Here is a 12333-nt window from a genome sequence, read left to right on the forward strand (position 1 = left end):
AGCGATCTTTGTGAACGCATGCACAAACGTTCCCCATTCTGACATCGCGCTCTTGCCCCTGTCGGGGCGGGTCCCCGCCCGCTAACGTCGGGCCGTGGCAATGTTCCGACTCCAGGGCAGCAAGGTGCTCGCCGTCGACATGACCGGCGACGCCGTCAAAGCGAAGAACGGCTCGATGGTCGCCTACGACGGCCAGATGGCGTTCAAGAAGATGACCGGCGGAGGTGAGGGTCTGCGCGGCATGGTGACCCGCCGCCTCACCGGCGAACAGATGACCGTGATGGAGGTGAAGGGGCACGGCACGTGCTACTTCGCCGACCGCGCGAGCGAGATCAACCTCGTGAGCCTCAACGGCGACAAGCTCTACGTCGAGTCGAGCAACCTGCTCGCCACCGACGCCGGGCTGCGCACCGGCACCACCTTCACCGGCCTGCGGGGCGCCAGCCAGGGCAACGGCCTGTTCACCACGACCGTCGAGGGCCAGGGCCAGGCCGCGATCATGTCGGACGGCCCCGCCGTGGTGCTGCGGGTCGGCGCCCAGTACCCGCTGTCCGTCGACCCCGGCGCGTACATCGCCCACCAGGGCAACCTCCGGCAGAGCTTCCAGTCCGGGGTGACCTTCCGGACCTTCCTCGGCGAGGGCTCGGGCGAGGCCTTCCAGATCCGGTTCGAGGGCGAGGGCCTGGTGTACGTGCAGCCCAGCGAGCGCAACACGATCGGCGGGGACGTCTGATGCCCTTCCGCGAGGTCAACTCCAAGATGGTCGAGGCGACGGTCGGCCCCGGCCAGAAGATGTTCAGCCAGCGCGGCGCGATGCTCGCGTACAAGGGCGAGGTGTCCTTCACGCCCAACATCCAGGGCGGCCAGGGCGGCCTGATGTCGATGATCGGCCGCCGGGTGGCCAACGAGGCAACGCCCCTGATGACGGTCGAAGGCAGCGGCACCGTGATGTTCGGCCACGGCGGCCATCACATCCAGGTCATCAACCTGCAGGGCGACACCCTGTACGTGGAGGCCGACCGGCTGCTCGCCTTCGACGGCAGCCTGCAGCAGGGCACGATGTTCATGGGCTCGCAGGGCGGGGTCATGGGCATGGTGCGCGGCCAGGTGACCGGGCAGGGCCTGTTCACCACCACGCTCAAGGGCCACGGGGCCGTGGCCGTGATGGCGCACGGTGGCGTGATCGAGCTGCCGATCACCCCGCAGCGGCCGGTCCACGTCGACCCCCAGGCCTATGTCGCCCACCACGGCGACGTGCGCAACAAGCTCTCGACCGCGCTCGGCTGGCGCGACATGGTGGGCCGGGGCTCCGGCGAGGCCTTCCAGCTCGAACTGTCCGGCCAGGGCGCCGTGTACGTGCAGGCCTCGGAGGAGAAGCTGTGACCGCCCCGGTGATCTTCGATCCCTACTCGCTGCCGACCGACGACAACGTCAACAAGTACACCTTCTGCGTGGAGCTCAAGTCGAGCCAGTGGTTCCTGCAGAAGGGCAAGATGATCGCCTACTACGGGCAGATCGAGTTCAACGGCGTCGGGCACGGCCGGCTCGACCGGCTCCTGCGCACGAGCTTCCACTCCCCGCTGCACGCCGGCGACTGGGTGGTCGCGGACGGCAGCGGCAAGATGCTGCTCGCGGACCGCGCCTTCGACGTGAACAGCTACGACCTGGACGACGGCAACCTGACGATCCGCTCGGGCAACCTGCTCGCCTACCAGCCCTCGCTCGCCCTGAAGCAGTCCATCGTGCCGGGTTTCCTCACCCTGATCGGCACCGGCAAGTTCGTGGCGGCGTCCAACGGCCCGGTGGTCTTCATGGAGCCGCCGATCCGGGTGGACCCGCAGGCCCTGGTCGGCTGGGCGGACTGCCCCTCCCCCTGCCACCATTACGACCACGGTTACATGACGGGCGTCCTGGGCGGAATCCGGTCACTCACCGGGCTCGGCGGAACGTCCGGCGAGGAGCACCAGTTCGAGTTCGTGGGGGCGGGTACGGTCCTGCTCCAGTCCACCGAGGTCCTGATGGCGGAGCAGGCGACCGGCCAGGTCGCCAACGAGCCCGGGGTGCCGGGCGGCGGCCAGGGCGGCCCCGGCCAGGCCGGTGCGGCACCGCGTCTTCCCGGCCAGCTGGGGGACCTCCAGCGTCGCTTCGGCCTGTGAGCGGTAGTCTGCGGAGTGTGACGTCGAACGTCTGAGCCCTTCGGGGCCGGGCGCAGGCACGTACGGGGGGCCGCGGGCCGGTTCACGTGCCCGGCGTCACACACTCTCACTTGGTTCAGAATTCAACTTCTTAGGTAGAATCCACATATGGAGACCGAGACGGCCACGAACTGGCTGAGCGACGACGAGCAGTGCGCCTGGCGCACCTATCTGGACGTCAACAGGATGCTGACGTACCAGATGGAGAAGGACCTGCAGCCGTTCGGCCTGACCAACAACGACTACGAGATCCTGGTGAACCTCTCGGAGTCGGCGGACAAGCGGATGCGGATGAGCGACCTCGCGGCCGCCACCCTCCAGTCCAAGAGCCGCCTCTCGCACCAGATCACCCGGATGGAGAACGCGGGCCTGGTCCGGCGCGAGAACTGCGAGTCGGACCGGCGCGGGCTCTTCGCCGTGCTCACCGAGCAGGGCACGGCGACCATGGAGAAGGTCGCCCCGCACCACGTGGCCTCCGTACGGCGTCACTTCATCGACCTGCTGTCGAGCGAGGCGCTGGCCGATCTGCGCGAGTCCCTCGGCCCCGTCGCCGAGCACCTGCGCGGGCACCGCGGGAAGATCTGACGCGAGCACGAACCACAAGAGCAGCGGCAGCGGCCCGATGAGCGGGCCGACCGCCGCGCACACCCCGAACTCCCGGCGTTCACCGCGGTGTTGACCCACGCCCCGGCCAGGTCCGGCACCGGGGCTGTCGGCAGGGTCCTCAGGCGGTCTCGGTCAGGCTCGTGACGAGCTCGTCGGCGGCCGCGTACGGGTCGAGCTCGCCGTCGACGATCCGCTGGGCGAGCGCGTCCAGGCGCTGGTCGCCGTGCAGCGAGCCGATGCGCTCGCGCAGCGCGGTGACCGCGATGGTCTCGACCTCGCGGGCCGCACGGGCCCGGCGGCGCTCCGTGAGGACACCGTGCTCGGCCATCCAGGCGTGGTGCTTCTCCAGGGCCTCCAGGACCTCGTCGATGCCCTCGCCGCGGGCCGCCACCGTCTTGACGATGGGCGGGCGCCAGTCCCCGGGGCCGCGTGATTCGCCCAGGCCCAGCATGTGGTTGAGCTCGCGGGCCGTGGCGTCCGCGCCGTCCCGGTCCGCCTTGTTGACGACGTAGAGGTCCCCGATTTCGAGGATGCCGGCCTTGGCGGCCTGGATGCCGTCGCCCATGCCGGGTGCGAGCAGCACCACCGAGGTGTCGGCCTGCGAGGCGATCTCGACCTCGGACTGACCCACGCCCACCGTCTCGACCAGGATCACCTCGCAGCCCGCCGCGTCCAGGACCCGGATCGCCTGGGGTGCGGCCCAGGCCAGGCCGCCCAGGTGGCCCCGGGTGGCCATCGAGCGGATGTAGACGCCGGGGTCGGACGCGTGGTCGGACATCCGGACCCGGTCGCCGAGCAGGGCCCCGCCCGAGAAGGGCGAGGACGGGTCGACGGCGAGGACGCCGACCCGCTTCCCGGCCCGCCGGTAGGCGGTGACCAGCGCGGAGGTGGAGGTCGACTTGCCGACTCCGGGCGAGCCCGTCAGGCCGACCACGTACGCGTTGCCCGCGAGCGGGGCCAGCGCCGCCATGACCTCCCGCAGCTGCGGGGACGCCCCCTCGACCAGCGAGATCAGCCGGGCGACGGCCCTGGGCCGGCCTTCCCGGGCCTGGGCCACCAGTTCGGGGACGTCCACCATTGCCGCTCCGTTCAGTCGCGTACGCACCGCAGGATCAGAGAGTTGTTGTCCGGGCCACTCTCCGCTCGGAGTTGCTGCCCGAACCGCTTGCTACTTGCCCGGGACGCGAAGGATCAGTGCATCGCCCTGGCCGCCGCCGCCACACAGGGCCGCCGCGCCCACGCCACCGCCGCGGCGCTTCAGTTCGAGGGCGAGGTGCAGCACGACGCGGGCGCCGGACATGCCGATGGGGTGGCCGAGCGCGATGGCGCCGCCGTTGACATTCACCTTTTCCGGGGACACCCCGAGGTCCTTCATTGACTGGACGGCGACCGCCGCGAAGGCCTCGTTGATCTCGATCAGATCGAGGTCCTCGACCGAGATGCCCTCCTTGCCGACCGCGTGCCGGATCGCGTTCGAAGGCTGCGACTGGAGCGAGTTGTCGGGGCCCGCGACGTTGCCGTGGGCGCCGATCTCGGCGATCCACTCCAGGCCCAGCTCCTCGGCCCTGGCCTTGGACATGACGACGACCGCGGCCGCGCCGTCCGAGATCTGCGAGGAGGTGCCGGCCGTGATGGTGCCGTCCTTCGCGAAGGCCGGGCGCAGCTTGCCGAGGGATTCGACGGTGGTGTCGGCGCGCACCCCTTCGTCCTTGGCGAACAGGACCGGGTCGCCCTTGCGCTGCGGGATCTCGACCGGGGTGATCTCGGCCTCGAAGACGCCGTTCTTCTGGGCGGCCGCGGCACGCTGGTGCGAGGCCGCGGCGATCGCGTCCTGCTCGGGGCGGGCGATGCCGAGGCGGGTGTTGTGCTTCTCCGTGGACTCCCCCATCGGGATGTTCTCGAAGGAGTCGGTGAGACCGTCGTACGCCATCGCGTCGAGCATCTCGATCGCGCCGTACTTGTAGCCCTCGCGGGACTTGGGCAGCAGGTGCGGGGCGTTGGTCATGGACTCCTGGCCGCCGGCGACCACGATGTCGAACTCGCCGGCGCGGATCAGCTGGTCGGCGAGGGCGATCGCGTCCAGGCCCGAAAGGCACACCTTGTTGATGGTGAGCGCGGGGACGTTCATCGGGATGCCGGCCTTGACGGCCGCCTGGCGCGCGGGGATCTGCCCGGCCCCGGCCTGGAGCACCTGGCCCATGATCACGTACTGGACCTGGTCGCCCCCGATGCCGGCCCGGTCCAGGGCCGCCTTGATGGCGAAGCCGCCGAGATCGGCGCCGGAGAAGGACTTGAGGGAGCCGAGCAGTCGGCCCATGGGCGTACGGGCGCCCGCGACGATCACTGAGGTGGTACCGGTCGTTCCAGACATGAGGCACGGCCCCTTGGGAGGTGAGGGTGTGAACGAGGGTTTACTTCGAATGTACTGAGCAGTACTGCCCACGTCACCGGGCAGTAGGTGTGATCGCGCGCACGTTGCGTAACCACCCCTGTGAGCGCTGCACTAAGGGCATGCTGACGCGAATCGACCACATCGGGATCGCCTGTTTCGACCTCGACAAGACCGTCGAGTTCTACCGTGCGACGTACGGATTCGAGGTGTTCCACACCGAGATCAACGAAGAGCAGGGCGTGCGCGAGGCCATGCTCAAGATCAACGAGACCTCCGACGGCGGCGCCTCCTACCTCCAGCTCCTGGAACCCACCCGCGAGGACTCGGCGGTCGGCAAGTGGCTGGCCAAGAACGGCGAGGGCGTCCACCACATCGCCTTCGGCACCGAGGACGTCACCGCCGACTCCGAGGCCATCCGCGACAAGGGCGTACGCGTCCTCTACGACCAGCCCCGCACCGGTTCGATGGGCTCGCAGATCACCTTCCTGCACCCGAAGGACTGCCACGGCGTGCTCACCGAACTCGTCACTTCGGCCCCCCGGGGCACCGTCGCCCACTGAGCCCACACAATGGAGGCCGGACCTCCGGATACTCGGCCCGGTACAGTGGGCGGTTCCGGGCCGGGGTCGGGTCGGGGCCTGGGACCCACGCCCCTGTTTTGATCTGACACCATTCACCGGGGGCCCGTCCGCTGTTCATCGCGGTCGGACGGCGCTCGTACGGGCAGTGTTCGCGACCAGGGGACGGATGGGACCGCGCAGTGCGGGGCTACGAACGCCAGGAGAGCCAGAGCCACCGGCCTGACGACCACCTCTCGCGGTTCGAGGCCGAGATGGAGCGGCTGAAGACCGAGCGGGAGAAGGCCGTTCAGCACGCCGAGGATCTCGGCTACCAGGTCGAAGTGCTGCGCGCCAAGCTCCACGAGGCGCGCCGCAATCTCGCGACCCGTCCCGCCTACGACACGGCGAACGTCGGCTACCAGGCCGAACAGCTGCTCCGCAACGCCCAGATGCAGGCCGAGCAGCTGCGCACGGACGCCGAGCGCGAGCTGCGCGACGCCCGCGCCCAGACCCAGCGCATCCTCCAGGAGCACGCCGAGCACCAGGCCCGGCTCCAGGCCGAGCTGCACGCCGAGGCCGTCAACCGCCGCCAGCGCCTCGACCAGGAGCTGGCCGAGCGCCGGGCCACCGTCGAGTCCCACGTCAACGAGAACGTGGCCTGGGCCGAGCAACTGCGGGCCCGCACCGAGGCGCAGGCCCGCCGGCTGATGGAGGAGTCCCGCGCCGAGGCCGAGCAGTCCCTCGCCGCGGCCCGCGCGGAGGCCACCCGGATCGCCGAGGAGGCCCGCCAACGCCTGGGCTCCGAGGCTGAGTCGGCCCGCTCCGAGGCCGAGGCGACCCTGCTGCGCGCCCGCAAGGACGCCGAGCGGCTCCTGAACGCGGCCTCCGAGCAGGCCCAGGAGGCCACCTCCCACGCCGAGCAGCTCCGTACGACCACCACCGCCGAGTCGGACCAGGCGCGCCAGCAGGCCGCCGAGTTGAGCCGTGCCGCCGAGCTGCGGATGCAGGAGGCGGAGGCCGCGCTGCGCGAGGCGCGCGCCGAGGCCGAGCGGGCCGTCACCGAGGCCAGGGAGTCGGCGGCCAAGCAGGTCGCGAGCGCCGAGTCCGCCAACGAGCAGCGCACCCGTACCGCGAAGACCGAGATCGCGCGGTTGGTCGCGGAGGCCACCAAGGAGGCCGAGACCCTCAAGGCCGAGGCAGAGCAGGCCCTTGAGGACGCGAAGGCGGCCGCCGAACGGCTGCGCACCGAGGCCGCCGAGAAGGCGCGCACCAGCGCCGCCGAGGACACCGCGGCCCAGCTCGCCAAGGCCGCGCGTACGGCCGAGGAGGTCCTGACCAAGGCATCCGAGGACGCCCGCGAGACCACCCGCAAGGCGTCCGAGGAGGCCGAGCGGATCCGGCGCGAGGCCGACGCCGAGGCCGAGCGGCTGCGCGGCGAGGCGGCCGAGCAGGCCGACGAGCTCAAGGGCGCGGCCAAGGACGACACCAAGGAGTACCGGGCCAAGACGGTCGAGCTCCAGGAGGAGGCCCGCAGGCTGCGCGGCGAGGCCGAGCAGCTGCGCGCCGAGGCGGTCGCCGAGGGCGAGCGCATCCGGGGCGAGGCGCGACGCGAGGCCGTCCAGCAGATCGAGGAGGCGGCCAGGACCGCCGAGGAGCTGCTCGCCAAGGCGAAGGCGGACGCGGACGAGCTGCGCACCACCGCGGGCAACGAGGCCGAGCGCGTACGCAATGAGGCCGTCGAGCGGGCCAACACCCTGCGCAAGCAGGCCGAGGAGACCCTTGACCGCACCCGCGCCGAGGCCGAGCGGATGCGCGCGGAGGCCGAGGAGCAGGCCGAGCAGACCACAACGGACGCCGAGCGGGCGGCCGTTGGCCTGCGCGAGGAGACCGAGCGGGCGATAGCGGCCCGCCAGGCCGAGGCCGCCGAGGAACTGACCCGCCTGCACACCGAGGCCGAGCAGCGCCACGCCGCCGCCGAGCAGGCCCTCACCGACGCCCGCGCCGAGGGCGAGCGGATCCGGCGCGAGGCCGCCGAGGAGACCGAACGGATCCGCACCGAGGCCGCCGAGCGCATCCGTACGCTCCAGGCGCAGGCCGAGCAGGAGGCCGAGCGGCTGCGCACCGAGGCGGCTGCCGACGCCTCGACCGCCCGTTCCGAGGCGGAGGGCGCGGCCGTGCGGCTGCGCGCCGAGGCGGCTGCCGAGGCCGAGCGGCTCAAGACCGAGGCGCAGGAGACCGCCGACCGGATGCGTGCGGAGGCCGCGGCCGCCGCCGAGCGGGTCGGCGCCGAGGCCTCCGAGGCGCTCGCCGCCGCCCAGGAGGAGGCCACCCGGCGCCGCCGCGAGGCCGAGGAGACCCTCAACTCGGCGCGCGCGGAAGCCGATTCGGAACGCTCCCAGGCCCGCGAGCAGAGCGAGGAGCTGCTCGCCTCGGCCCGCAAGCGGGTCGAGGAAGCACAGGCCGAGGCGCAGCGGCTCGGCGAGGAGGCCGACCGGCGCGCCACCGAGCTGGTGTCCACGGCCGAGCAGACCGCCAAGGACGTACGGGATTCGGTGTCCGGGCTCCGCGAGGAGGCCGAGCAGGAGATCGCGGGTCTGCGCAGTGCCGCCGAGCACGCGGCGGAGCGCACCACGAGCGAGGCGCAGGCGGAGGCGGACCGGGTCCGCGCCGACGCGCACGCCGAGCGGGAGCGGGCCGGCGAGGACGCGAGCCGCGTCCGTGCGCGGGCGGCGGAGGAGTCCGCGGCCGCGAAGGAGCTGGCCGACCGGACCGTGGCGGACGCCATGGCCGAGGCGGAGAAGGCCCGTTCGGACGCCTCCGAGTACGCGCAGCGCATGCGTACCGAGGCATCGGACGCGCTGGCCTCCTCCGAACAGGACGCGGCCCGCACCCGGGCCGAGGCGCGCGAGGACGCCAACCGGATCAGGTCCGACGCCGCGAGCCAGGCCGACCGCCTGGTCGGCGAGGCGACCGCGGAGGCCGAGCGGCTCGCCGCCGAGTCGACCGCCGAGGCGGAGCGCCTCACCACCGAGGCCCAGCGGGTACGGGTCGAGGGCCGGGCGGAGGCCGACGCGCTGCGCGCCGAGGCGCGCGAGGAGGCGGACCGGGTCACGTCCGCGGCCCTCGCGGAGGCCGAGCAGGTCACCACCGCCGCGCTCGCCGAGGCCGAGCAGGTCACGACGGCCGCGCGCGAGCAGGCCGAGCGGGTCACCGGTCAGGCGCAGGCGGAGGCCGAGCGCACCACCAACGAGGCGAACGCGTATGCCGAGTTGGTCACCACCGAGGCGCGCTCCGACGCCGGCTCCACGCTCGGCGCGGCCAACGCCGAGGCCGAGCAGACCTTGAACGAGGCGCGCGCCGAGGCCGACCGGGTGCTCGACGAGGCGCGCCGGGCCGCCGACAAGCGGCGTGGCGACGCGGACGAGCAGGCCGACCAGTTGATCGCGGAGGCGAGCGGCGAGGCCGAGCGGCTGCGCGCCGAGGCCGCCGAGACGGTGGGCTCCGCGCAGCAGGCCGCCGAGCGGATCCGCACGGAGGCCGAGAAGAACCGGGCCCGTGCCGACGAGGCGGCCGAGAAGACCCGCAGCGAGGCCCGTGAGGAGGCCGACCGGCTGCTCGACGAGGCGCGCACGGCCGCAGCCAAGCGGCGCGGCGATGCGGCCGAGCAGGCCGACCAGCTCATCAACAAGGCCCAGGAGGAGGCGCTGCGCGCCGCCACCGAGGCCGAGGAGCAGGCCGACACGATGGTCGGCGCGGCCCGCAAGGAGGCCGAGAGGATCGTCGCGGAGTCGACGGTCGAGGGCAACTCCCTGGTGGAGAAGGCCCGTACGGACGCCGACGAGCTGCTCGCCGGGGCCCGCGCGGACGCCACCGCCATAAGGGAACGCACCGAGGAGGTGCGCTCGCGCACCGAGGCGGAGATCGAGGAGCTGCACGACCGGGCCCGCCGCGAGAGCGCCGAGCAGATGAAGACGGCGGGCGAGCGCGTCGACAAGCTGGTGAAGGCCGCGACCGAGCAGTCCGCCCAGGCCCAGGCCAAGGCCAAGGAGCTGGTGTCCGACGCCAACTCCGAGGCGGGCAAGGTGCGGATCGCCGCCGTGAAGAAGGCGGAGGCGCTGCTCAAGGAGGCCGAGACCAAGAAGGCCGAGCTGATCCGCGAGGCCACCGCACTGCGCGACGAGGCGGCGGCCGAGGCGCGCCGCACGGTCGAGGAGGGCAAGCGTGAACTCGACGTCCTGGTCCGACGGAGGGCCGACATCAATGCCGAGATCTCCCGTGTCCAGGACGTACTTGAGGCGTTGGAATCATTCGAGGCGCCGACCGCGGGCGGCAAATCCGGTTCCGGCAGCGGCTCTTCACCAGGTGTCAAGGCAGGTGCGGCGGCCGGGGCGACACGTTCGAGTGGCAAGTCTTCGGAGGGCTAGCCACTCAAAAGGCTGGACATTCTCCAGATCAAACGGGCATCCGCTCGATGACACGCCGCTTGGGCCCCTAGGATTCCCCCTATCACCTCACCGGTCTCATTCGACAGGAACCCCATGAGCGACACTTCCTCCCCCTTCGGCTTCGAGCTCGTGCGGCGTGGTTACGACCGCGGTCAGGTGGATGACCGCATTACCAAGCTCGTCGCCGACCGTGACAGTGCTCTGGCACGGATCACTTCTCTGGAAAAGCGCATCGAGGAGCTCCACCTCGAAACGCAGAACGCCCAGGCCCAGGTGAGCGACGCGGAGCCGTCGTACGCCGGTCTCGGCGCGCGGGTCGAAAAGATCCTGCGGCTCGCCGAGGAAGAGGCGAAGGACCTGCGCGAGGAGGCCCGTCGGGCCGCCGAGCAGCACCGGGAACTCGCCGAGTCGGCCGCCCAGCAGGTGCGCAACGACGCCGAGTCGTTCGCCTCCGAGCGCAAGGCGAAGGCGGAGGACGAGGGCGTTCGGATCGTCGAGAAGGCGAAGGGTGACGCCTCTCAGCTCCGTTCCGAGGCGCAGAAGGACGCGCAGTCCAAGCGCGAGGAGGCGGACGCCCTCTTCGAGGAGACCCGCGCCAAGGCCGCCCAGGCCGCCGCGGACTTCGAGACGAACCTCGCCAAGCGCCGCGAGCAGTCCGAGCGTGACCTGGCGTCGCGTCAGGCCAAGGCCGAGAAGCGCCTCGCGGAGATCGAGCACCGCGCGGAGCAGCTCCGCCTGGAGGCCGAGAAGCTGCGTACGGACGCGGAGCGCCGGGCGCGCCAGACGGTGGAGACGGCGCAGCGCCAGGCGGAGGACATCGTGGCCGACGCCAACGCCAAGGCCGACCGCATCCGTTCGGAATCCGAGCGCGAGCTCGCGGCTCTCACCAACCGCCGCGACTCGATCAACGCGCAGCTCACCAACGTCCGCGAGATGCTGGCGACGCTGACCGGTGCGGCCGTGGCCGCCGCCGGTTCCCCGGTCGACGACGAGCCCGTCTCGCGCGGCGTTCCGGCGCAGCAGTCCCGCTAGCAGCTCCGCAGCCCTTCCCCCGTGGGCTGCGGCCGCAGGCCGCGAAGCCCCCTGCCACTCCGGTGGCGGGGGGCTTTGTCCGCATTTAGCGTTGCCGCATGATCGAGCTTGAGGGCCTCACCAAGCGCTACGGCAGCAAGGTCGCCGTCGACCAGCTGTCCTTCCAGGTCAGACCCGGTGTGGTGACCGGCTTCCTGGGGCCGAACGGGGCCGGCAAGTCGACGACCATGCGCATGCTGCTCGATCTGGACAACCCGACCAGCGGTTCCGTACGCATCGACGGCAAGCACTACCGCGAACTGGCCGAGCCGCTGAAGTACATCGGGGCACTGCTCGACGCCAAGGCGATGCACGGCGGCCGCACCGCGTACAACAACCTGCTGTGCCTGGCCCAGTCCAACCGCATCCCGGCCGCGCGGGTCTCCGAGGTCCTGGACACGGTGGGTCTGACGGCGGTGGCGAAGAAGAAGGCGAAGGGCTTCTCCCTCGGTATGGGGCAGCGCCTGGGAATCGCCTCCGCACTGCTCGGCGACCCCGAGATCCTGATGTTCGACGAACCCGTCAATGGTCTGGACCCCGAGGGAATTCACTGGATCCGCAATCTGATGAAGCAGCTCGCGGGCGAAGGGCGAACGATCTTCGTTTCGTCTCACCTGATGAGCGAAATGGCGCTCACGGCCGACCACTTGATCGTTATCGGGCAGGGCCGACTGCTCGCCGATACATCGATGGCGGATTTCATCCGGCAGAACTCCCGGAGTTTCGTACGCCTTCGCTCCCCGCAGTGGGAGCGGCTCCTGGACGTGCTGCACCAGGCCGGCGTGCCCTTCCTCCAGACCGGGGACGGCGCCATCGAGGTCGACAACGGCAGGATCGAGGCGCTCGGCGAACTGGCCGCCCAGCACCAGCTCGTCCTGCACGAGCTGTCCGGCCAGCAGGCCTCCCTCGAAGAGGCGTTCATGCAGATGACGGCGGGCTCGGTGGAGTACCACGCGCACGGCGCGACCACCCCGGGCGGGCCGCCGGCCGCGCCGCCCGACTGGGGCGGCGCCAAGGAGGCGCCGCGGTGGGGCGCCTTCGGCCAGGACAAGGGGGTCTGAGCG

The 12333-nt window shown here is 71.5% G+C and carries 10 protein-coding genes; 8 read left to right on the top strand and 2 right to left on the bottom strand.

All coding sequences use genetic code 11. The features are described 5' to 3' along the window. Positions 1-100 precede the first annotated feature (100 nt). The 4 genes from IE267_RS20645 to IE267_RS20660 all read left to right on the top strand — a co-directional run bounded on the left by IE267_RS20645 (position 101) and on the right by IE267_RS20660 (position 2780). Positions 101-733 (top strand): AIM24 family protein, encoded by a 633-nt coding sequence (locus tag IE267_RS20645; RefSeq protein WP_161245378.1) that lies wholly within the window; start codon positions 101-103, stop codon positions 731-733. After that, on the top strand, positions 733-1383 hold the full coding sequence (locus IE267_RS20650) for an AIM24 family protein (RefSeq protein WP_189764204.1): 651 nt from the start codon (positions 733-735) through the stop codon (positions 1381-1383). Before IE267_RS20645 ends, IE267_RS20650 begins: the two co-directional genes overlap by 1 nt. Next, the gene (locus IE267_RS20655; RefSeq protein WP_161245373.1) at positions 1380-2156 is read left to right on the top strand and encodes an AIM24 family protein; all 777 of its coding nucleotides are present in this window, start codon (positions 1380-1382) and stop codon (positions 2154-2156) included. The genes IE267_RS20650 and IE267_RS20655 overlap by 4 nt, the downstream gene beginning before the upstream one ends. Before the next feature lie 147 nt (positions 2157-2303). Continuing rightward, complete coding sequence (locus IE267_RS20660; protein WP_161245374.1) at positions 2304-2780, top strand: MarR family winged helix-turn-helix transcriptional regulator; 477 nt, start codon at positions 2304-2306, stop codon at positions 2778-2780. 139 nt (positions 2781-2919) lie between these two features. Here the strand turns inward: IE267_RS20660 and meaB are convergent, their stop codons facing one another. Then, the gene (meaB, locus tag IE267_RS20665; protein ID WP_161245375.1) at positions 2920-3879 is read right to left on the bottom strand and encodes a methylmalonyl Co-A mutase-associated GTPase MeaB; all 960 of its coding nucleotides are present in this window, start codon (positions 3877-3879) and stop codon (positions 2920-2922) included. 90 nt (positions 3880-3969) lie between these two features. Next, entirely contained in the window at positions 3970-5172 is a 1203-nt protein-coding gene (locus IE267_RS20670) for an acetyl-CoA C-acetyltransferase (RefSeq protein ID WP_189764205.1), read from the bottom strand. A gap of 140 nt (positions 5173-5312) precedes the next feature. On the opposite strand from IE267_RS20670, the gene mce reads away from it, so the two are divergent. The 4 genes from mce to IE267_RS20690 all read left to right on the top strand — a co-directional run bounded on the left by mce (position 5313) and on the right by IE267_RS20690 (position 12330). Then, on the top strand, positions 5313-5753 hold the full coding sequence (gene mce / locus IE267_RS20675; protein ID WP_161245377.1) for a methylmalonyl-CoA epimerase: 441 nt from the start codon (positions 5313-5315) through the stop codon (positions 5751-5753). A 200-nt stretch (positions 5754-5953) separates the two neighbouring features. Beyond that, positions 5954-10177, top strand: coding sequence for a polarized growth protein Scy (scy, locus tag IE267_RS20680; protein WP_189764206.1), 4224 nt, complete (start codon positions 5954-5956; stop codon positions 10175-10177). A gap of 114 nt (positions 10178-10291) precedes the next feature. Next, on the top strand, positions 10292-11230 hold the full coding sequence (locus IE267_RS20685) for a coiled-coil domain-containing protein (RefSeq protein ID WP_100577468.1): 939 nt from the start codon (positions 10292-10294) through the stop codon (positions 11228-11230). 98 nt (positions 11231-11328) lie between these two features. Beyond that, the gene (locus IE267_RS20690; RefSeq protein WP_189764207.1) at positions 11329-12330 is read left to right on the top strand and encodes an ABC transporter ATP-binding protein; all 1002 of its coding nucleotides are present in this window, start codon (positions 11329-11331) and stop codon (positions 12328-12330) included. Positions 12331-12333 lie beyond the last annotated feature (3 nt).

Source organism: Streptomyces xanthochromogenes, assembly GCF_014650455.1.
In the GTDB taxonomy this organism is placed as follows: domain Bacteria; phylum Actinomycetota; class Actinomycetes; order Streptomycetales; family Streptomycetaceae; genus Streptomyces; species Streptomyces xanthochromogenes.

Coding starts and splice junctions, on each gene's coding strand:
- IE267_RS20645 (WP_161245378.1), top strand. CDS start 101: ATGTTCCGACTCCAGGGCAGCAAGGTGCTCGCCGTCGACATGACCGGC.
- IE267_RS20650 (WP_189764204.1), top strand. CDS start 733: ATGCCCTTCCGCGAGGTCAACTCCAAGATGGTCGAGGCGACGGTCGGC.
- IE267_RS20660 (WP_161245374.1), top strand. CDS start 2,304: ATGGAGACCGAGACGGCCACGAACTGGCTGAGCGACGACGAGCAGTGC.
- meaB (WP_161245375.1), bottom strand. CDS start 3,879: ATGGTGGACGTCCCCGAACTGGTGGCCCAGGCCCGGGAAGGCCGGCCC.
- IE267_RS20670 (WP_189764205.1), bottom strand. CDS start 5,172: ATGTCTGGAACGACCGGTACCACCTCAGTGATCGTCGCGGGCGCCCGT.
- mce (WP_161245377.1), top strand. CDS start 5,313: ATGCTGACGCGAATCGACCACATCGGGATCGCCTGTTTCGACCTCGAC.
- IE267_RS20685 (WP_100577468.1), top strand. CDS start 10,292: ATGAGCGACACTTCCTCCCCCTTCGGCTTCGAGCTCGTGCGGCGTGGT.
- IE267_RS20690 (WP_189764207.1), top strand. CDS start 11,329: ATGATCGAGCTTGAGGGCCTCACCAAGCGCTACGGCAGCAAGGTCGCC.